At 67.4% G+C, this 20,315-nt stretch carries 15 protein-coding genes; 3 read left to right on the forward strand and 12 right to left on the reverse strand.

Annotated features, from left to right (window positions below):
• Positions 1-122 precede the first annotated feature (122 nt).
• From WQQ_RS18635 to WQQ_RS18680, 10 genes are all read right to left on the reverse strand, one after another.
• Complete coding sequence (locus tag WQQ_RS18635) at positions 123-1,550, reverse strand: sensor histidine kinase (RefSeq protein ID WP_007186812.1); 1,428 nt, start codon at positions 1,548-1,550, stop codon at positions 123-125.
• The gene (locus WQQ_RS18640) at positions 1,534-2,232 is read right to left on the reverse strand and encodes a response regulator transcription factor (RefSeq protein ID WP_007186813.1); all 699 of its coding nucleotides are present in this window, start codon (positions 2,230-2,232) and stop codon (positions 1,534-1,536) included. Before WQQ_RS18640 ends, WQQ_RS18635 begins: the two co-directional genes overlap by 17 nt.
• A gap of 114 nt (positions 2,233-2,346) precedes the next feature.
• Entirely contained in the window at positions 2,347-4,512 is a 2,166-nt protein-coding gene (gene pbpC / locus WQQ_RS18645; RefSeq protein WP_007186814.1) for a penicillin-binding protein 1C, read from the reverse strand.
• Between the two features lie 3 nt (positions 4,513-4,515).
• Complete coding sequence (locus WQQ_RS18650) at positions 4,516-5,631, reverse strand: glutathionylspermidine synthase family protein (RefSeq protein ID WP_007186815.1); 1,116 nt, start codon at positions 5,629-5,631, stop codon at positions 4,516-4,518.
• Entirely contained in the window at positions 5,631-6,029 is a 399-nt protein-coding gene (locus WQQ_RS18655; RefSeq protein WP_007186816.1) for a hypothetical protein, read from the reverse strand. The genes WQQ_RS18650 and WQQ_RS18655 overlap by 1 nt, the downstream gene beginning before the upstream one ends.
• Before the next feature lie 2 nt (positions 6,030-6,031).
• Positions 6,032-6,433 carry a DUF350 domain-containing protein gene (locus tag WQQ_RS18660; RefSeq protein WP_007186817.1) on the reverse strand — a complete coding sequence of 134 codons (402 nt, stop codon included), beginning with the start codon at positions 6,431-6,433 and terminating at the stop codon, positions 6,032-6,034.
• A gap of 54 nt (positions 6,434-6,487) precedes the next feature.
• Positions 6,488-12,268, reverse strand: a complete 5,781-nt coding sequence (locus WQQ_RS18665) for an alpha-2-macroglobulin family protein (RefSeq protein WP_040454859.1) — start codon at positions 12,266-12,268, stop codon at positions 6,488-6,490.
• A 155-nt stretch (positions 12,269-12,423) separates the two neighbouring features.
• Complete coding sequence (locus WQQ_RS18670; protein WP_007186820.1) at positions 12,424-13,563, reverse strand: hypothetical protein; 1,140 nt, start codon at positions 13,561-13,563, stop codon at positions 12,424-12,426.
• 131 nt (positions 13,564-13,694) lie between these two features.
• Entirely contained in the window at positions 13,695-14,786 is a 1,092-nt protein-coding gene (gene zapE / locus WQQ_RS18675; RefSeq protein WP_007186821.1) for a cell division protein ZapE, read from the reverse strand.
• Between the two features lie 8 nt (positions 14,787-14,794).
• Positions 14,795-15,583 carry a lysophospholipid acyltransferase family protein gene (locus WQQ_RS18680; RefSeq protein ID WP_007186822.1) on the reverse strand — a complete coding sequence of 263 codons (789 nt, stop codon included), beginning with the start codon at positions 15,581-15,583 and terminating at the stop codon, positions 14,795-14,797.
• Positions 15,584-15,746: 163 nt separating this feature from the next.
• Here WQQ_RS18680 and WQQ_RS18685 point away from each other — a divergent pair, with 163 nt between their 5' ends.
• From WQQ_RS18685 to WQQ_RS18695, 3 genes are all read left to right on the forward strand, one after another.
• Complete coding sequence (locus tag WQQ_RS18685; protein WP_007186823.1) at positions 15,747-16,547, forward strand: DsbC family protein; 801 nt, start codon at positions 15,747-15,749, stop codon at positions 16,545-16,547.
• 8 nt (positions 16,548-16,555) lie between these two features.
• Positions 16,556-17,320, forward strand: coding sequence for a DsbC family protein (locus WQQ_RS18690; protein WP_083844644.1), 765 nt, complete (start codon positions 16,556-16,558; stop codon positions 17,318-17,320).
• An 81-nt stretch (positions 17,321-17,401) separates the two neighbouring features.
• A complete protein-coding gene (locus WQQ_RS18695; RefSeq protein WP_007186825.1) occupies positions 17,402-17,812 on the forward strand; it encodes a PGPGW domain-containing protein in 411 nt (136 codons plus the stop codon).
• A gap of 102 nt (positions 17,813-17,914) precedes the next feature.
• On the opposite strand, the gene WQQ_RS18700 is transcribed toward WQQ_RS18695, so the two are convergent.
• A complete protein-coding gene (locus tag WQQ_RS18700; RefSeq protein WP_040454864.1) occupies positions 17,915-18,739 on the reverse strand; it encodes a hypothetical protein in 825 nt (274 codons plus the stop codon).
• Positions 18,736-20,229, reverse strand: a complete 1,494-nt coding sequence (locus tag WQQ_RS23300) for a tetratricopeptide repeat protein (protein ID WP_050997759.1) — start codon at positions 20,227-20,229, stop codon at positions 18,736-18,738. The genes WQQ_RS18700 and WQQ_RS23300 overlap by 4 nt, the downstream gene beginning before the upstream one ends.
• Positions 20,230-20,315: the final 86 nt, after the last annotated feature.

The raw sequence follows: 20,315 nt of genomic DNA on the forward strand, positions 1-20,315 counted from the left end.
AGGATCGGCCTATGCGATGCCGGCCGCGTGATCGGTGAAGGTTATCGGCTCATTCGCGCGAGTTATGGAAATGACCCCGAAAAATGTCGCTCTCGACACTCGCAGCGAACGCCGCGCCCCCACTATCCAGGCTTGGCGGCGGCCGCCCCGACCAGTTCCTCGGGCCAGCAGCGCAGGCTGACGCGCGTTCCACCGCCATCGTGCGCGGCTGCGATTTCGAGCTGGAAACCGTGCAGCCGGACGATCGCCGCCACGATACTGAGGCCGAGGCCGAAGCCTTCGACGTCGCGGCAGTTCTCGCTGCGATAAAAGCGCTGCAACACCGAATCACGCTCCTCGGCCGGTATGCCCGGACCGCTGTCGACGACGTCGACGCGCACGCCGGCCGGCGTCAGGCCGGCGCACAGGCGCACGTCGCCGCCGGCCGGCGTGAACTTGATCGCGTTGCTGACGAGGTTGCTCATCGCCTCGAACATCAGGCCCGTGTCGGCGCGGACCTCGAGCGGCTCGACGATCTCGAGCGAAAAGCGAACCCCCTTGTCTTCGGCCAGCGGAGCATAAAGCTCGTGCAGCTGGCGCAGCGTGGCCGACAGGTCGGTGCCGTCGAAGCCGGCGCGGCGATGCAGGTATTCGAGTTCGGAGATGCGCAGCAGGGCGCGGAAGCGATCGAGCAGGGCGTCGGTGTCGGTGATGCAGCGCTCGAGTGTCGCGGAGCGAATATCTTCGGCCGGCGTCTGCTGGCGCAGCCGGTGCAGCTGCGCGCGCAGGCGCGTCAACGGTGTGCGCAGGTCGTGCGCGATGTTGTCGCAGACGCCCTTGATCTCGCCGACCAGTCGCTCGATCTCGCCGAGCATGCGGTTGACGATGCTCGTGAGCATGTCGAGTTCGTCGTGCCGCGAGGACACCGGCAGCCGCTGCGAGAAGTCGCCGCGAATGATCAGCTCGGTGGTCTGGCCGATCTTCTCGATGCGTCGGCGCGGGCCGCGCGCGAGCAGCAGGCCGCCGACGACGCCCGGGATGATCGTCAGCGAAAGCCCCCACAGCAGCGCGCCGCCGATGATGTTGCCGATGCGGTCGACCACCCGCGCATCGCGTGCGAGCACCACGAGTTCGCCGCTCGGCATCCGCTTGGCGACCGCCCGCACGTGCGGAATCACGGCCGGCCCGGCACCGCCGTAGGCCGTCGTCGAGACGTTGCTGAGTTCGACGATCCGGCCGTCGATCGCCAGACCTTCGGGTATTTGCCGCAGGCCGCCGGCGAGGTGACGGCCCTGCTGATCGAAAACCCCGCCTTGCGTGAGATTGCCCATGGCGGTGATCGCATTCATCGCGCCGGTCAGCTGGCCGGGCGCGACGCTCGAGAGATAGCTCATGCGCTGGGCGATGATCTCGTCGATCACCGTGCGCAGATAGCGGCTGCTTTCCCAGTAGATGAAGCTGATGACCGCGCTGCTCCAGAGCACGAACAGCAGGCCGTAGACCGCGATGATGCGCGTGCTGGTGGCGCGCAGGAACAGCGTCCGCAGCCGGCGCTCAGTGCTTTTCGGCAAGTGCTGTGCTCGCACTCAAGGTGTAGCCCTGGCCGCGGACGGTATGGATCAGCGGCGTGAGCCCGGGCAGGTCGATCTTGCGGCGCAGGCGGCCGATATGGACGTCGATCAGGTTGGTGCCGGGGTCGAAGTGATAACCCCAGACGGTCTCGAAGATCATCATGCGCGTGAGCACCTGGCCGTTGTTGCGCATGAGGAATTCGAGCAGGCGGAACTCGGTGGGCAGCAGGCTCAGCTCCTGGCTTCCGCGACGGGCCGTGCGGCTCATGAGATCGAGCTCCAGGTCCATCACCTTGAGATCGAGCACGGTCGGCGTGCTGCCGCGGCGGCGCATCAGCACCTCGATGCGCGCGGCCATCTCGTCGGGTGCGAACGGCTTGGTCATGTAGTCGTCGCCGCCCGCGCGCAAGCCGCGGATGCGCTCGTCAACGTCCGACAGCGCGCTGATCATGAGCACCGGCGTGTCGACGCCGGCCTCGCGCAAGGCCTTGACCACGGCCAAGCCGTCGAGCCCGGGCAGCATGCGGTCGAGCGTGATCGCGTCGTAGCGCGTGCCGGAAGCCTTCTGCAGTCCCTCGTGGCCGTTGGCGGCCCAGTCGACGGTGATGCCGTGCGCGGAGAGCTCGGCGATGATTTCTCGCGCCGTGATCTCGTCGTCTTCGATCGTCAGAACCTTGATCATGGGACGGGATGATAGCGGCCTTGGCCGAAGCGGGCCCGAATCGACCGGGTTTGGCGAGCCGAGCGAACGCCGGTCGAGCGAGGACGCAGCGCGGCAGCTCGGTCAAGGTTTCGCCTAGTTGGGCGTCCGCACGCTGAAATTCACGCTGTCGAGCACGCGGCCCTGGGCGTCGACCAGGTCGAGCCTGTGCGGGCCCGGCAGCGGCGTCCACAATCGCGGCCGGGCCGCGTTGCCGACAACGCGCCCGTCGAGCCGCAGGCTCAGGTCGGCCGACGCCGGTTCGGCGCGCAGCGGCAGGTGCTGGCGCGGCAGCGGAATGTCCGGATCGAGCGCGATGAAGCTGCCGGCGGCCGGCGAGACGATGCGCGCACGCGCCGCGAGCCCCGGCGCCGGGGCGACCAGCGCGGTCTGGGTGCCTTCGGTGAACCATTCCTCGCGCTCGGGTTCGAGGGCGCCCGCGTAGCGCACGCGCTGGTGAACGAGGCCTGGCGGCGGCGTCTCGGGCTCGCGCGGCGACGCGGCCAGGGTCTCGAGCGCATCGAGAATCTCGCGCCAGGCCGGGGCCGCGCCGGTGATGCCCGAAACCGTGCGCATCGGCTCGCCCTCGAAATTGCCGACCCAGACCGCCACGGTGTAGCGCGCGCTTCCGCCGATGCACCAGTTGTCGCGCAGGTTCTTGCTGGTGCCGGTCTTGACCCAGGCGCGATAGGACGTCGACAGCGGGCCCTCGAGATCGAAGGTCACCGCTCGCGCGCCGCGGTCGGCCAGGATGTCGCGAATGATGAAGGCGGCCTGCGCGGACATCGCCTGGCGCGGCGGCGCAGTTTCTTCGTCGAGGCGATAACGCAGTGCCGACCAGCGGCCGCCATTGGCCAGCGTGCGATAGGCGTTGGCCTGTTCGAGCAGGCTCACCTCGGCTGAGCCGAGCGCGAGCGAATAGCCGTAGAACTCCCCCGATTCGGTGAGCCCGTCGACATAGCCGAGCGCATGCAGGCGCTCGCGAAACGCCTCGGTGCCGGTCAGGACGAGCGTGCGCACGGCCGGAATGTTCAGCGAGCCCGCGAGCGCGGTGCGCACGCTGACCAGGCCCTGGTAGTCGTGCTCGTAGTTCTGCGGCCGATAGAGCCCGGCGCCGGCCGCCAGCGCCACCGGCGAATCGTCGAGCAGGCTCGCGGCCGTGAGCCAGCCTTTCTCGATCGCCAGACCGTACAGGAAGGGCTTGAGCGTGGAGCCGGCCTGGCGCAGCGCGCGCGCGCCGTCGACCTGCGCCGCGCGGCTGCCCGGACCGGCCGAGCCGACGTAGGCCAGAACGTCGCCGCTCGCGTTGTCGACGACCACGGCCGCACCATCGCGCACGCGCTCGCCGACGAGCGAACGCAGCTGGTTCTGCAAGGCTTGCAGCGACAGCTGCTGAACGCGAGCATCGAGCGTCGAGCGCAGGCGTTCGCCAGGCTCGCGCAGCAGCCGGCGCGCCAGGTGCGGTGCGAGACTGCGTTCGAGCGCGATCGCGGGCGGACGCGCGAGCGCGGCGAAGGTCAGCGCCCGCTGCGCATCGCAGTCGTCGCCGCGCAGCGAGCCGATCGCGCAGCTGCGTCGCGCCACGGCTTCGGCTTTCGCGCCGGGCGCCGGCAGCAGCGCAACGAGCGTGCGCGACTCGGCGAGGTTCAAGGCCGAAGCCGGCTTGCCGAACAGCTGTGCCGAAGCCGCCGCGATGCCCTGCGTCTCGCCGCGAAAGCTCACCTGGTTCAGATAAGCCTCGAGCACCTCGTCGCGCGACCAGCTGCGGGCGAGCGATCTGGCGGCGCGTATCTGCCGGAGCTTCTGCAGCAGGCCGCGACGCCGGGCGCTAGCCGCCAGCGCCGGATCGAGCTGGGCGACGAGCTGCATCTGCAAGGTGCTCGCCCCGCGATACGCGCGATCGAGCAAGCGATCGCGCATCGCGCCCGCGATCGCGAGCGCATCGACGCCCGCATGCGAGGCGAAGCGCCGATCTTCGGCCTTGATCAGCGTGTCGATCAGCGCGGGCGAAATCTCATCGAGCGCCACCCAGCCGAGCCGGCGTCGTGACAGATCGAGCCGCTGCGCCTGCAGCAGCACGCCGTTGCGATCGAGCAGCTGCGCCTCGGACGAGCGATAGCGCTCGCGCACGCTCGCGAAATCCGGCGACGGCTGGGGCCGCGTGTCGCGCCAGATGCGCAGGGCGAACAGCAATGCGATCAAGGCCAGCAGCGAGGCCAGCGCGATCGCCGAGCGTCCGAACGTGAGCCTCGGAAGTCGCATGGTTCAGAACAGATGTGGAACGAAGCGGCTGGTGTTGCGCGTGATCGGGCCGTCGTCCTCGCGGATGCCGATGCCGGCCGCTTCGTCACCGATGATCCAGGAACCGATCACCGGCCTGCGTCCGCCGAAGTCGGGCAGCTCGTGCAGGCGCTGGTAGATCCAATCATCGACCTGGTCGCCGTCCCGCTTCGGCAGCAGCAGACGGCTTTCGAAAATCTGCGTGTCCTGGCCTTCGCGTCCGAGGCGCGGCTTGCGTACGAGCGGGCCGCTGAGCGTGTCCGGCGAGTTCGATGCGGGCAGCAGGTTCGGATGGCCCGGAAACCACTGCCAGAGCAGCGGCAGTACGGCCTTGTTCGACAGCAGCATCTTCCAGGCGGGCTCGATCCAGCGCGTCGGCGCCTTGTGCAGATGCTCGCCGAAGGCCTCGACGAGCATCCATTCCCAGGGATAGAGCTTGAACAGCTGCGCGATCGGACGCTCGTCGAGATCGGTGAATGCGCGCCCGTTCCAGCCGACGTCGGTGATGTCGAGCGCCACGGTTTCGAAACCGGCCTGCACGCAGGTGTCGCGCAGGTATTCGCAGGTGACGCGATCTTCGAGCGCCTCGTGCACGCTCGCGAAATGCACGCGCGGCGAGGCGAGCCCGATCTCGTTCCAGGCTTTGACGAGCTTCTCGTGGATCGAGTTGAACTGGTCCCGGCCCGAGCGCTGGTCCTGCAACCAGAACCATTGCACGACACTGGCTTCGAACAGCGCGGTCGGCGTGTCGGCGTTGTATTCGAGCAGCTTCGGCGGCTGGCGGCCGTCGTAGCTCAGGTCCATGCGGCCGTACAGCGCGCGTTCGCCCGCGCGCCAGCTCTGCTCGACCAGCGCGGACGCGTGGAGATTGAGTCCGAGCCTTTCGTAGTCGCCGCGCTCGACGACGCGATCGACGAGTTCGAGGCTCATGTCGTGCAGCGCCTGCGTCGCGGTTTCGAGTTCGTCGATCTGCCCGCTGTCGAAGCGATAGCAGGCGTCTTCGGTCCAGTACGGCTGGCCATCGATGCTGTGAAACTCGAAACCGATGGCCGCGAGCCGCTGTTCCCAGTTCTCGCGCGGTGGAATCGACAGGCGTTTCATCAGCCCATGTGACCGCCACTGTGCGAGCCGAAGCCGGATCGCGTCGAGCGCGTGCTTTGCTCGGTTTCGACCGGGCCCCGATAGCGGCCGGCGGCCGAGCTGCCGTGCGTCGAACCGCAGCGCTGGCCCGGCCCCGCATCGTACGGGGCACGCGAGCGCTCGTCGGGGTCACGCAGATACCAGGGGCCGACCCAACGGCCGAGCTGGCTCTCGTAGCTGCACTGCGCGCTGCTGTAGGCGCAGTTGCAATCGTCGAGATTCGCGTACTGATTGCGCAGATGCGGTAGTTGCCTTTCCGGCGGCAGTCGGGAACGTTGGCCCCGCTCGGCCAGAGCCAGACTGCCGAGTACCGCGCCGCCGAGCAGCATCAGCACCACGGTTTCGCTCGATCGGCTCATCGTCAGTAAGTCATCGCCGCCGCGTTGAGAACGCCGGCGCCGACCCCGATGGCCGCGCACAGGATCGCGACGCTCAGGCGATCCTGTTCGATGAGCTCGTGCAGCGGTCTGAACGACAGTCGCAGCGCCAGATAGACGATCAGCTGCACGACCAGCGCGACGACGCCCCAGACCGCGAAGTCGGCCAGATTCACACTGTGCGCGAGCGCGCTCGCCACCGGCAGCACGAAGCCCAGCAGCGCGCCGCTGAGCATCACCGCGGCGCTGACGTTGCCTTCGCGAATCAGCCGGAATTCGCTATGCGGTGTGATGAGAATGTAAAGCCCGACGAAGACGCCGCACTCGACGAGCGCGAGCAGCCACCAGGCGAGAAATTGCGGCAGGGTCAGCAGGTAGTCGAGCACGGGCTCTCCGGGGCGTTCGTCATCGTGACAGGTGAAGGTCGAGCGAGCGGCATCTCAAGGCTCCTTCACCTCGATCACCTCGTTCGGCGTTTCACCGAACATCTCGGGTGCGTACATCGCCTCGACGCGCGTCGCCGGCAGCGTGAAGCGTCCGGCGGCGTTGAAGCGCAGCGTGTATTCGGTCGAGAAGCGGCCCTTGGGCACGTATTCGTAATAGGCGCGATACGCGTCGAAGCGGCGCTCTTCGAAGCTCGGCCAGGCGTTGCCGCCGGCCTGTTCTCCCGCAGCGAGCAAGGCCGAATCGCGGCCGAGGTTGCCGACGATGCTGCTGCCCGCGGGCACCGGATCGTCGACGGCGACCCAGCCCATGTCGGATGCGGCTTCGACTTCGAGCCTGATGCGCGCGACGTCGCCGCTGCTCCAGCGATCCTGGTGTTTGCGCTCGACCGCCGTGATCGTGCGCTTGATGCGATAGCCGGCCGAGAACGGCTCGCGCAGCGGCACCGCGGCGCGCGTCTGCACGATGGCCCAGGGCGCGCCGCCGCCGTCGTGCGCGAGTTTCAGTTCGCCGGATGCGAGCGGCCAGGGCAGGTCGAGCGGCGGCGGATCGGCGCCCGCTTCGACGCTGTTCCAGTCGCTTTGCTGGATAGCCTCTCCAAGTTCGGCACGCGTGCTGCCCGTGACCTTGCCGCGCTCGAAGGCGGCGGCGAACTGTTCGAGCGCGAGCGAGCCCCAGGCGTTGGCGGTGCTCAGGTCCCAGTGTCCACGCTTCTGCAGATCGACCGCGCCGCGCACGAGCCGAGGCAGGTCGGCCTTCCAGTCGGCCTCCTTGAGCAGGGCGAGAATCGCGCGGTTGATGTTGCTGTCGACCGAGCCCATGAGCCACCAGGACAGCGAATCCTGGTCGGACGAAAGCCCCAGCCTCGTGCCCTGCAGATCGAACCGGGCCCGCAGCACCGACTTCGCCTCGGCCAGACGCTCGGCCTTGCGCGGCAGCTTGTCGACGCGCTGCAGAATGCCGATCCAGTCGATCAGCGCCGAGGTCGGCAGCAGCGTGGGATCGAAGCTCATCGATTCGAGCCATTGAGGCTTGGCGCGATCGTGGCGCGACAAGGCTTCGATCGCGGCGAGACGACGCGGAACCAGCACGGAGTTGCCGATCGCGCCGCCACGGCGGATGCGGCCTTCGGCATAGCGTTCGAGGCCGCCGAGCATGCGTTCGCGCGTGTCGTCCGGAATCGGCCAGCCGCTGGTGTCGGCGAGCTGCACGAGATAGCTCGTGAGCACGTCGCTGCCTTCGAGCGTATCGATCGCCCAATACTTGGCGAGGCCGTCGCCATCGAGCGCGGTCGGCAGGCGGCTCATGAGCGTGTTCCAGGCTTCGCGGTTGTTCGTGGCGATCGCGCGTGAGGCCTGCTGCTCGTTGCAGCTGTACGGATAGGCCTGCATCCATTCGCGCACGCCGGCGAGGCTGGCCGTGAGCGAAGGCGAAAGCGCGACGCGCACGCCGCCGCGGGCAGCAGACTCGGGTGTGGTGCCGCGCAACGCGTCGGACGGCGCCGCGACGGGCAGCGATTGCGGGCCGTCGATTTGCAGCAGCGTGGCCTGCTGCACGCGCACCGGCACGGCCGCCGCCACCTGCTGCGTCACGCGCAAGGCGTCGAGCGTTTCGCCGCTGCCGCTCTTGGCGCTGACGGTCCAGCTCAAGCCGCCGATGCCGTAAGGCACGCTGACGGTGAAATGCACGGGCTGCGCGGATTGCGCGGGCAGGCTGATCTGCTGCGAAGCCGGAGCGGGCAGCTCGGCATCGGATTGATCGCGCAATGTCGCGCTCAGTGCGATGCTCTGCGGCTGGTCGCTGGTGTTGCGCAGCGTGAACTGTGCCGCGTATTCGTCGCCTTCGCGCACCAGCGGCGGCAGGCCCGACAGCAGCTGCACGTCCTGCGTCGTGCGCACGCTCGCATGGCCTTCGCCGAAGCGATCGCTGCCGGCGCTGGCGACCGCGGTGAAGCGGAACTCGGTCAGCGCATCGTTGAGCGGCACTTCGAGCTTCGCGCGGCCTTGCGCATCGAGCGGAACGCGCGCCTGCCAGCTCAGCAGGCTGTTGAGCATTTCGCGCGGAGCCCCGCGACCGCCGCCACCGCCGGGCGCCGCGGACTTGCGACCGTAGTGACGTTTGCCGACCACCTGCATCTGCGCGGTCGAGGTCAGCACCTCGATGCCACGCCGCTGCATCATTGCCTCGAGCACATCGACCGAGCGATTCGGCAGCAGGTCGAGCAGGGCCTCGTCGACCGCGGTGAAGGCGAGCTCGGCGCCTTCGGGCAAGGGCTTGCCGTCGGCGGTCTTCACCTCGATGTCCACGCTGGCCTTGTCGCGCGTCTTGTACTGCGGCTGCGCGGGCTTGACCTTGACCAGCAGGCGATGCGCATCCCAGCCGACGTCGACGGCGGCGATGCCGAGCCGATACGCGGGCTTGGACAGGTCGACCATCGCGGTCGGATTGCCGCCCTCGATGCCGATGAAGCGATCGAGCCTGAGCCAGCGCAGGAAGCTCGCGAGCCTGGAGCGGAAGTCGCTGACGCGCGGCCGCAGGGCGAGCACGGAGACGTAGACGTTGGGCGCGTAGCGGTCGAGCATCGGCACCTCGATGGTCGGATCGCTGCCCGAAATCTCCGTGACGAAGGCATCGAGCACGCCTTCGCGCTCGATGCTCACGAGCGCGGTGGCGTGGCGGAACGGGCTGCGCACCTGCAGTTTCAGCTTCTGGCCCGGCGCGAGCTGGCGCTGCTCCGGAATCACGTCCATACGATCCGAATCGCCCTGCGCGAACCAGTCGTCGTCGCTGCCCGAAATCCAGGCGCTGCTGGTCGCGCGCGAACGGCGGCCTTCGTCGTCGCGCGCGACCGCTTCGATGGTGATGTTGCCCGTGGCTTTCGGGGCGATGCTGCATTCGAACCGGCCTTGCGCATCGCTGCGCCCGCTGCAATCCGCGCCGAGCTTGCGCGTCTCGGTGCTGCTCGAATACGCATAGAAGCCGCCGACGAGGCGCTTGCGATAGCCATGCGACTTGCGCTCGTAGAGCGTCACCGACACCGGGCGATTGGCTGCCGGCTTGCCGTCGACGCCGAGCACCACGGCCTGCACCTTCAGCGCATCGCCGGCCTTGACGTTGCCCGATGCGACGCCGACGACCACGCCGGCCGGCCACAGCGCGACCGTGCCGCGCACCGAGGCGATCTGGCCGTTGGCATCGGGATATTCGAGCTCGGTGACGAGCGTCCTGGGCTCGTCGAGCTTGGGCAGATCGTCGATGACCGCATGCGCCGAGCCGTTGGCGTCGAGCACCAGCGGCTGCGTGCGGCTGCTCGCGGGCTTGCCGCCTTCGTCGTTCCCGTCGTCCCCATACTCGCCATTCTCGACGAGCCCGAGGGCGATGCGCTCCGCGCCGAAGCGATAGCCGTCGTAGCCGGGAAAGTCGAGCGCTTTGGGCTGCAGCTGGCTGCGCAGCTTCACGCCGAGACCGCCTGCGCCACCACCCGAGAAGTAGCCGACGTAGAGATCGAGCGGCAGCGATTCGAGCGCGATCGCGGGCTGCTTGGGCGGCTCGACGAGCGCGCGCATGAGCGGCACGCGGTATTGCTCGACGCGGAAGCTGCCGCTGTCCGCGCTGATGCGCTCGCCATCGGGCTTTTCTGGCCCTTCGAGCCGCAAGTTGTATTCGCCCAGGCGCGCCGAATCGGGAATCTTCCATTCGCTCGTCGCGATGCCGTGCGCATCGAAGCTGAGCGGCAATTCCACGCGCTGCTCGCCGCCGATGTGTTCGACGACGAGCTTGTCCGGCGCTTCGGCCGGCACGCGCAGGCCTCCGGCGTCGTGACGGCGCCAGTAGTGCTTCATCGACACCGTTTCACCGGCGCGGAACAGGCTGCGATCGAGCACCGTATGGCCGATGGTGGGTGTGTCCCAGAGCCCCATGCTCAGGTTGAAATCGTAGGGCGAGATGCCTTCGTTCCAGCTCGACAGCACGAACGAGAAATCGCCGTCGTGACGGGCGCTGACGAGCAGCGGAGCGCTGTCGCCGCCGTTCTCGCAGCTGCTCCAGGTCTGCGGCTTCGGCAGTGTCGCGGTAATGCGCACGATGCCGTTTTCGTCGCTGCGTCCCTGCCAGATCGGGCTCGCATCGCAGCCATCGACGACGCGCACGTCGGCGTTCGCAACCGGCTTGCCGCGATCGAGCGTGGTGACGAAGGCGAGCGAGGATTCGCGCCCCCATTTGAAATGCACGGACAGGTTGGTAACGAGCGCGGTGGTGGCGACATAGCGTGTCTTGCCCGGGCCGATCAGCGCTTCGCCGAGCCGCGGACTGGCGATCTCGACGACATGAAAGCCCGGTTCCCTGAGCGGAATGCCGACCACTTCGAAGGCCTTGCCGCCGACCGGCCGCTTGAACTCGAAGCTCGCGACCTCGCTGTCGCCCGCGAACACCGAATCGACGCCGGGCTGCACGAAATTGCGATCTTCCCAGCGCCCGTTCGCTGCGCGATGCACGCGCGCCATCCAGTCGATGACCTGCGCCTCGTCGTCGATGCGCTTGCTCTTGCCGCCGATGGCGAGTGCGTTCACCGGGTCTTCGATGTCGCGCAGCGTGACGGGCAAGACGCCGCCTTGCTTGAGCTCGAGAATGCCGAACTCGGACGGGAACTTGGCGAGTGGCGGCGCCGCGTCGGTGCCGATCGCGAGCGGAAAGCTGCCGGCGTTCGACAGCGGGCGTCCGGCGTCGTCCGCCAGATCGTCCGGCAACGCGACGCTGAGGCTCGCGCTCTCCGGAAACGGAGCCGCGAACTCGATGCGGTCGACTACCACTTCGCCGTCGTCGAAAGCCTTGGGTTCGAACTTCCTGCCGCCGCCTTCGATGCGAACTTTCGCCGCGAGCCTGGCCGGCACCGGCGCCGAGAAGCGCAGGCTCATCGGCAGCACCGGTACGCAGCCGGCCTGCGGATTGAGCCGGTCGCACGAAAAGCTTGCGGTGAACGCGGAGCGCGTCTCGAACTTGAGCACCTGGTCGGTCCGGGTCGCCGCGCCGCCGGCCGCCGCGATGCCCGCGCCCCAGACCAGGTCGACGCCCGAGGCATCGGGCAGTGGGCGCGCGCAACGCAGCAGCACCAGGCGCTGTTCGCGCTGAGCCGTCTGCTCGGTGGACAGCTTGGTCCAGGCGTCTTCGCCGTCATCGCGCAGCAGCCGCCGGTACTGGTAGCCGAGCTGCTCGCGCTGATCGAGCACGGCCTTGCGCTCTGCGCCTTCGAGCAGCTTGACGGGCAGGCGCTCGGACAGGTTGTCGACCGCGCACCAGGCGTGCTGCTCGATGCTTTCGCGCGTCGCCGGCGCGTCGAGCGCGAGCAGGAACAGCTGATCGGAGTCGATGCCGCTGGCGCCCTCGTAGGGCATCGAGCGGCGCACCGCCGGGCCGCCCGTGTCGAACGCGAATTCGCGCTTGCCGGTGATGGCCGCGCCGGCCTCGGTCTTCAGCTCGGCCTTGAGCTTGACGCTGCAGCGCAGTCCGGCGGGCAGGGTGTCTTCGAAGTCGTAAGCCCAGTTGCGTGCATCGACCCAGCGGCCGCTGCCCTTGGCGCCGCCGCAGACGACGTCGGCCGGAGCGGGCAGGCGAGGATCGCCCATCGGCACCATGGCTTCGTCGAAGCCGATGGTGACTTGGGCGACGTCGCGGACGCTGCCCTGAGGGGACACGCGGGTGACGGTCGCGGCGCTGGCGGGGCCCGGGCCGGCCAGCAGGCCGACGAGGAGCAGGACGGTGGGGACGAGGGCTGCGCGCATGTTCCTTTCCTGGAATCTGGTTGTTGTTTGTGGGAGCAAAGATAGCGTACGGGCATGCGCAATGGCTCGCCCGCTGGCGAGTCCGCCCGGCTCGTCAAAGCGCCGGGCTCGCCGCCGCAAGCCCGCCGAGCTCTACAACGAGCCCCCGCAAAACCTCAACCCACCAGCACCCAGCGCTGCGAATCCGCCCACAGGGATGCAATCCGATGCAGGGTCTCGCTGCGGCCCAGAATGCCGAGCCTCGGATAAAGCGCCCGCAAGGGATCGCGCAGCGCGCCCTGATGCTCGATCGATTCGATCCGCGCGGCCGGGCATAGCCAGCGCAAGCTCAGCAGCGCCGTGCTGAGCGAACCGATCACGTGCGCCTGCTGCAACCACGGCGCGTAAGCCTCGATCGGCAGGCGCGGATCCCATTCGATCAGCTCGTCTCTCGGCGCGTCCAGCAACCACTCGCGACTGCGCGGGTGACGCTTGACCGCGACACGACGCCCGGCCGCGCGCGCTTCGGACAAGCGCTGCGACAGGGCCGAGCGCAGCGGCCGGTCGACCCTGAGCAGATGGTCATGCGGAAGCAGCAGGAGCTCGTCGATGGCCTGGGCCGGCGGCTCGCCGTCGCCGATGGTGCGAATCAGGCGCTCGCTGATCGAGCGCAGTTGCGGCGTCCGATACCACTCGGCGCGCAAGGCCCGGCGCGGCCTGCGCGACAGGCCCTCGTGCGCATGTTCCGGAAACGCGAGCCAGGCGCTCTGCGACCAGTTCGAGAGGCCGAGTGCGAGCGGCTTGCGATACCAGAGGCCGTAGCAGAGCCAGCCCCCGAGCGCTTCGAGCGCCTGGATCAAGGCTTCGGCCCGGCGTGGACGCAGGCTGACGAGACCGGAGTACGAAAAGCTGCCGTCGTCGAGATACACGCCGCGCGCACCGAAGCGCTTCTGCGCGATCTGCGCCGCGTACTGGAATTCCGCACGACGGTCGTTGCCGCCGACGACTTCGTCGGGCTCGCATTCGAGCACGAGCTTGCGCACGCGGCGCAGCACCGGACGCGTGCGCAGCACTTTATCGAAGACCGATTTGCCGATGCGCGGAAGCTCGACGATCCTGAGTCCGGGCTCGGCCAGGTGCGCGAGCGCATCGAGCCAGCGGTTCTCGCGACCCGGTCGCTGATCGATCAGCGCGAGCGTGCGACGCGCATCGCGATACGGGCCGAACAACAGGCCGAGCGCGCAGAACAGCTGCCACGGCGTGGAGACGAGCAACAGCACGCTTCGCGGCGCTTCGTGATCGGGTGGGACAGGCATGGCGCCGGACCGTCATTGCGGGATGGCGACTCTAGCGGCGCGAAGCGGCCTTGGAGTGCGCGATCGCGGCGGCGGCGCGATTGTTCTATCGATACACCCGATGCGCCTGGCCGCGCGAAGCCGGAAATGCCTCAGACCAGATGCGGCTTGGCCAGGTATTCCTGCGACTGCATCTCGCGCAGGCGCGATTGCGTGCGCTTGAACTCGAAGCGCAGTTTCTTGCCCGTGTAGAGCTGCTCCTGCGGAACCGCGGCGGCGATCAGCAGCTTGACGCCGCGGTCGTAGAACTCGTCGACGAGGTTGATGAAGCGGCGCGCGGAATCCTCGTGCTCGAAGCTCAGCTGCGGCACGCGCGACAGGATCACCGCGTGGTATTCGCGGGCGAGCTGGATGTAGTCGGCGGCGGCGCGCGCGCTTTCGCAAAGCTCGGAGAAATCGAACCAGGCGACGCCGTCGGCGCGTCGGCGCGCCTTCACCGGGCGGCCCTGGATCTGCAGCGTCACGTCTACGATGCCCGGCTCGGGCGCGATTTCGCCGAACCATTGCGCGAGCTTGGCCTCGGCCTCGGCGTCGCTGCTGTCGAGGTAGAGCTGCACGCGCGTGAGCGCGCGCAGGCGGTAATCGACGCCGCCGTCGACGTTGAGCACCTTGAGGTTCTGCTTGAGCCGCTCGATCGCCGGCACGAAGTTCTGCCGCTGCAGGCCGTCCTTGTAGAGCTCGTCGGGCGCGCAGTTGCTCGTCGCGACGAGCGTGACGCCTTCGTCGAACAGGTATTGGGTGAGCTTGCCGAGGATCATCGCGTCGGCGATGTCGGAGACGTAGAACTCGTCGAAGCACAGCACGCGCACCTGATGCGAAATCTCGAGCGCGACGAGCTTGAGCGGATCGCGCTTGTGCGAGAAATGCCGGCGCCGCTCGTGCACTTCGAGCATGAAGCGGTGGAAGTGCGTGCGCTGCTTTTGCGCAAAGGGCAGCGAGTCGTAGAAGGCATCCATCAGATGCGTCTTGCCGCGACCGACGCCGCCCCACATGTACAGCCCTTCGACCTTGGGCCAGTGCAGGCGATCGCTGAGCAGGCGCTTCTTCGGCGGATTGGCGAGCAGCGCGCGCTGCACCTGGTCGAGCGCATCGACGGCGGCGGCTTGCGAGGCGTCGGCGACGAAGCCGCTCTTGGCGAGGTCCTGTTCGTAGCGTTGGCGCGGGGAGAGATTCGAATCGGTCATGTGCGGGTTCAGACGAGCTCGACGGGCTCGTCCTTGGGGATGGGAGAGGCGATGGGTGCGGCGGGCGGTTGCAGGTCGGGCTCGCCGCACATCGAAAGAATCTGCGCGCGTGCCGCATCGCGCAGCGTGGCGACATCGAGATCGGAGACGATCGGCTGGCCGATCTCCACATCGATCCAGCTCCAGCGCAGGCGCCAGCTGCCGCCGCCGAGCAGGCGCCGCGAGCCGCGGATGGCGACCGGAACCACCGGCACGCCGGCCTTCCTGGCGAGCAGGAAGGCGCCGTTCTTGAACGGCAGCAGGCCCGCTTCGGCCTTGAACGTGCCCTCGACGAAGATCGCCAGCGACTGGCCCTGCTGCAGCACCTTGAACATCTGCCGGGTCTGCATCGCCCCGGCGCGCGCGTTCTCGCGGTTCACGAACAGGTGCGCCATGCGCTTGAGCACGGCCCCGGCGTAAGGCCAGTTGGCGACCCCGTGCTGGATCACGAAGCAGAAGTCCGGAGGCAGCGCGGCCGTCATCAGCAGGCCGTCGTAGTAGCTCGCGTGATTGGAGACGACGATGCAGGGCGTCCGCGGCAGGTTTTCGCGCCCTTTGACGGTGAACGGAATGCCCATCAGCAGCAGCCCGAGCCGGGTGCCGAAGGCCCCGAGCCTGCGCCGGCGCTCCACGCCCGGCACCACCAGGATCAGCGGGCAGACGAGCAGGAAGGTGACGACGCAGAACACCAGAACCGAATAGACGCTGTGGAGCAGCCCGAACAGCGGGGCGAACAGGGACGGGGGGGCTTGGCGCATGGGGCGTCATTATAGGTTCAAGCCCAATGAGCCCACTCGCGGCGGCCGGCAGGGTGTTCCATGCGGGATATCGCCGTGAACAACGGAGCTTGTTTGGTGTCATCATTTCCGCCTTCGGCCATTGCCGCCGGCTCTTTGCTGTCCCACCCAGATGGATCGCGCTGTGATCAAACTCCGCTACTGCCTGTCGCTCCTGATTCTGTCCCTGGCCGCCTGCGCCCCGCCGGCGCCCGAAGCCGGCAAGCAGCAAGCCGCCGCCGAGCGCATCGACGGGGCGCCGGCGTCGGCGGGCGACATCGAAGCCGTCCGCAGCGCGATCAAGGCGCACGTCCCGGACCTCGACCCCGAGCATGTGCGCGCCACTCCGCTGCCGGGGATCTACGAGATCCAGATCGGCATGAACTTCGGCTACGTGACGGCCGACGGCCGCTACCTGATCGCGGGCGATCTGACCGATCTGCAGACGCGCAAGGAAATCACCGAGGATTCGCGCCGCGTGGCGCGCGCCACGCTGGTGTCGAACCTCGAGAAGGACGGCTTCATCGAATTCGCGCCCGAAGCGACCAAGGCCAAGTACACGGTCACCGTGTTCACCGACATCGATTGCGGCTTCTGCCGCCGCCTGCACAGCCACATCAAGGAGTACAACGACCAGGGCATCGCGGTGCGCTACGTGTTCTTCCCGCGCTCGGGCGCGGACACCGATTCGTTCTACAAGGCCGAGCAGGTCTGGTGCTCGGCCGACCAGAAGGGCGCGCTCACGCAGGCCAAGCTCGGCGCGCCGATCGCCGGCGACCGCTCGTGCAAGAACCCGGTCGCCGAGCAGTTGCAGGCCGCCGGTGACCTCGGCCTGCGCGGCACGCCGTCGATCATCCTCGCCAACGGCGACCTCGTGCCGGGCTATCGCCAGCCGGCCGAGCTGCTCAAGCTGCTGCAGGCCGCAGAGGCGACGCCGACGGGCTGACCCGCGGCATGCGGACGATGCCCCGCCTCGGCGGCTGGCTACGGACCTTGGCCGGCCTGCTTTGCACGCTGCTGGCCGCGAGTGCTCCGGCACAGCAGCCCGACCCCGAGCTCGAGCAGATTCGCGACAAGCTCGCCAAGAGCCTGCCCGACGTGCAGCGCCAGAACATCGTGCGTTCGCCGGCTCCGGGGCTGTACGAAATCCACCAGGCGCATGCCTTCGGCTATGTGACGGCCGACGGGCGCTACCTGGTATCGGGCGACCTGATCGACATGCAGTCGGGCGCGCGCCTGACCGATCAGCGGCGCAACCAGGAGCGCTTGCAAAGCGTGCTCGACCAGGCCGGCAACGCCATCGTGTTCGCTCCGCCGCCGGGCCAGGCGCGGCAGTGGGTGACCATCTTCACCGACGTCGATTGCCATTACTGCAAGCTGCTGCACAAGGAAATCGACGCCATCAACGACGCCGGCATCGGTGTTCGCTATCTGTTCTTCTCCAAGGACGGCAAGCCGTCGCAGGCCTTCGACGAGGCGCAGAAAGTGTGGTGCGACGTCGATCGCCAGGGCGTGCTGAGCACCGCGCTGCTGACCGGCAAGCTGCCGCGCCGGGCGGCCGGTGCTTGCCCGAACCCGGTCGAGAGCCAATACGAGCTCGCCAAGGCGATGGGCCTGCGCGGAACGCCCGCCACCATCCTGCCCGACGGCAGCGTGCTGTACGGCTTCGTCAAGGCGCGCGAATTCGTCAAGCAGGTCGACGAGCATCCTGCGCGCTGAGCGCGCTGCGCGCGTGGACCGGCGATTCAGTCGCCGGCCATTGCGTCTCTCCTACGGTTCGGCAACGGAGGGGACGACACGATGATGGAGCGGATCAAGGACCGCCTGCGGCGCTTCAAGCAAAGCGCACCGGGGCACCGCTTTCAGGATCAACATGCAGACCGGCGAGAGGCGCACAGCAGCGCCTTCGGCCGGGTGTTGCGCCTCGGAGCGGGCATCGTCGTCACCGTGGTCGGCATCATCGCGATGCCGGCGCCCGGGCCCGGGATGCTGATCACCGCGTTCGGGCTCGTGATGCTCGCGCATGAGTCATTGGTGGTCGCCAGGCTGCTCGACGCGGCCGAACTCAAGCTGCGGCCGATCGCGCTGGCTGCGCTGGCCTGGTGGAAGCGGCGCGGCACGGGCGCGCGGATCGCGCTGGGTGCGCTCGCGCTGGTGATCGCCGGAGCTTGTGTGCTGATCGGGCTCAAGCTGATGCAGGTCGTGGCCTGAGAAAAGACCAGGTCGTCATGCCTTCGAGACGAACTGCTTGCGTAGCGGTCGTCGGACGATAGCGGCTCGTTCCGAGGGTGCGGTGCCTGGGCCGATGAGCGCCTATTGCGTGAGGTCTTCCGGCGCAACCGGTCCGCAGATATCCGGCCGGGACTGGATCTGAACACAGGCCTGCTTGGCCGAATCGAAAGCGGCATCCAGTTCGGTCAGGCGCTTCTTGAAAGCCTCGGCGTTCGCGCATTCGCGCAAGGCGTTCGCCTGTTGGCTGGTTCCCCACATGACGGCTTGCAACATGGGCGTCGCCGTGCCGATCTGTTTGCCGGCGGGTGATTCAAGGAAGCGTGCAAGACGCTGGTCGATCTGTTCGAGTGTGCTGTTGATCGAAGCCGATTGCGCTGCTCCGCATTCCGCCACGGCAGCTGGCGACGGTGAAGCTGAGGCGGCGGAGGCTCCTCCGGAAAGTTCATTCTTGCGTGCCTCGAAGAAGCAAATCTGCATGCGTTTCTTGGCGACGCCTTCCTGATAGGTTTCGGGGCTGAACCGGTTGTCGCAACAGCCCCCTTGATACGGCCTCGCCTGGAAGGTGTCGAGTTCGACCTGATCTTTCTGCATGGATTTGGCGAGACTCTCGATCACCGCTTGGGCATCACGCGCATTGCGGATGTTGCGAGTGTCCGCGATGTGCCAGGCGATGCTGTCGTTGGTTTCTGCTCCCGAAAGATAGTGGTTCCTCCACATATCCTCCCGCTCCTGGACGTATCGGGAGGGCAGGCTCGAGCGATTCTTTGGAGGGATGTCTTTGTCGACGACGGCCTGCAAGAAAGCTTCCTGCTCCTGCACACAATCCGACTGCGAGACAGCCCAGGCGTGGCTGGCGGATGCCGCCAGGAAAATCGCCGCTAAAACGCGCGCCGGTTGGATTTTCATTTCGCGCTCTCTTTCATGCGCTTGATGAGCGCATCCAGATTTGGGCTGCTCACGGGTTTGCGCGCCTGACTGGCCGCCGTCACTTCCTGCTGGCGCGCGGTGGCTAGCAGCGCCTTGCGCTGGGCTTCGGCAGCGACGCGGTGCTGTTCTTCTGCTGCGAGCCGTTCCGCCTCGGCTTTTTGAGATTGGTACTCCGCCGTCAACGGCCCCAGCAAGCGTTCCGTCGGTTGTTTGGCAGACGCGACCTCAGCCGCGTGTGCACGCTCCAGCTCGTCGAAGGCGGCGACCAGCGGCGCGGCGAGCTTCTGCCACAGCTCGAGGCATTTGCGCGGCTTGCAGTAATGATGGGTCTTGCCATCCCCGTAATTCCCGGTCGGCGATTGGCGTGACTCCTGGATGCACGGCTCATCGTGGTGGTTCGAGTCGGACTTCTTGAGTGCTCCGCATTTCGAGACCAGGGCGAAGTTCACGTACTGGCTGGCATCCTGCGGCGTACGCGTCACCGACAGCGATTCCTGATCTTCCCAGGGCTCCTTCGGCTCCCGGCTGCTGATGCTGCGCGAGTAGCCCTCGCCATTCCACGCGATGGATTCGCGCCGGCTTCCGGCGTAGACGTTCTTGACGCCGTACATCTGCGTGAACGTGCGCCCGATGGGTCTGCCGTCCAGCATCCACATGTCGGAGTAGCCGATGAGTTCGCCGTTGTCTCTGAGGTAGATCAGCCGGCCCGGGCCAAGGGCCAGACCATCAGCGCAAACTCCATCCCATACGCTCTGTTTCGCCGCATCGATGGCGCCCTGCCGGTATTTCGGATCGACTCCGCCGAGTGCGATCCGCCCGCAACCATCGGCACCGCGCAGGATCTCTTCGCCGGTCTGAAATTGGATTGAGCCTGTCGTGACCGAGCGCTTTTGGCGGGTTGCGGCACTGAGCGTCGCGGGGACGGTGCGAACGGTGACGGGTTGCGCCGCGGTTACCTTGCTTCCGTTATTCGCGAGTTCTGGCGGCAGCGAAACTTCTACCCCCGCATTGAGCAAATTGTTCAACCTGTCCCGCGCGCCAGGGTAATTGTGTTCAGCCGCTTTTTGGTACCACCAGGCGGCATATGAGTCATTCCTTTCAACACCCGAGCCGCTTTGATACATACGACCAAGGCTCGTTTCGGAAGGAGGCGCGCCCTGCATTGCGGCCTTTCTGTACCAATAAACCGCTTTTGAGAAATCACGGCGTGTGCCCCAGCCGTTCTCATACATGTAAGCAAGTACATCCTGCGCAGATGCGTCGCCTTGTTCGGCCTGGTTTTCCAGAATGGGAAGGGCGACGGTGTAATCGCCGCGGTTGAAGGCGTCCAGACCTTCTCGCACGGTCGCTTCGCGGGTTAGAACGCCGTCTTCTGTTCCGTTCTCCTGCAACTTCGTCCCGGCCCCCGCCATGCGCGGCAACAGGCAAAGACAGCACGCCAACGCAAGCCACCACGACATTTTGCTCATGCGACGCCCCCGCGCCTCTAGCCCCACGCCTGATCGTATCCCAAGGGAAGACGGAAAAATCGCGTGCAAAACAATTAAAGGCGCAG

The organism is Hydrocarboniphaga effusa AP103, assembly GCF_000271305.1.
GTDB classification, from domain to species: domain Bacteria; phylum Pseudomonadota; class Gammaproteobacteria; order Nevskiales; family Nevskiaceae; genus Hydrocarboniphaga; species Hydrocarboniphaga effusa.

Coding starts and splice junctions, on each gene's coding strand:
- zapE (WP_007186821.1), bottom strand. CDS start 14,786: ATGACCGATTCGAATCTCTCCCCGCGCCAACGCTACGAACAGGACCTC.
- WQQ_RS18690 (WP_083844644.1), top strand. CDS start 16,556: ATGCGGACGATGCCCCGCCTCGGCGGCTGGCTACGGACCTTGGCCGGC.
- WQQ_RS18695 (WP_007186825.1), top strand. CDS start 17,402: ATGATGGAGCGGATCAAGGACCGCCTGCGGCGCTTCAAGCAAAGCGCA.
- WQQ_RS18680 (WP_007186822.1), bottom strand. CDS start 15,583: ATGCGCCAAGCCCCCCCGTCCCTGTTCGCCCCGCTGTTCGGGCTGCTC.
- WQQ_RS18640 (WP_007186813.1), bottom strand. CDS start 2,232: ATGATCAAGGTTCTGACGATCGAAGACGACGAGATCACGGCGCGAGAA.
- WQQ_RS18700 (WP_040454864.1), bottom strand. CDS start 18,739: ATGAAAATCCAACCGGCGCGCGTTTTAGCGGCGATTTTCCTGGCGGCA.
- pbpC (WP_007186814.1), bottom strand. CDS start 4,512: ATGCGACTTCCGAGGCTCACGTTCGGACGCTCGGCGATCGCGCTGGCC.
- WQQ_RS18670 (WP_007186820.1), bottom strand. CDS start 13,563: ATGCCTGTCCCACCCGATCACGAAGCGCCGCGAAGCGTGCTGTTGCTC.
- WQQ_RS18655 (WP_007186816.1), bottom strand. CDS start 6,029: ATGAGCCGATCGAGCGAAACCGTGGTGCTGATGCTGCTCGGCGGCGCG.
- WQQ_RS23300 (WP_050997759.1), bottom strand. CDS start 20,229: ATGAGCAAAATGTCGTGGTGGCTTGCGTTGGCGTGCTGTCTTTGCCTG.
- WQQ_RS18665 (WP_040454859.1), bottom strand. CDS start 12,268: ATGCGCGCAGCCCTCGTCCCCACCGTCCTGCTCCTCGTCGGCCTGCTG.
- WQQ_RS18650 (WP_007186815.1), bottom strand. CDS start 5,631: ATGAAACGCCTGTCGATTCCACCGCGCGAGAACTGGGAACAGCGGCTC.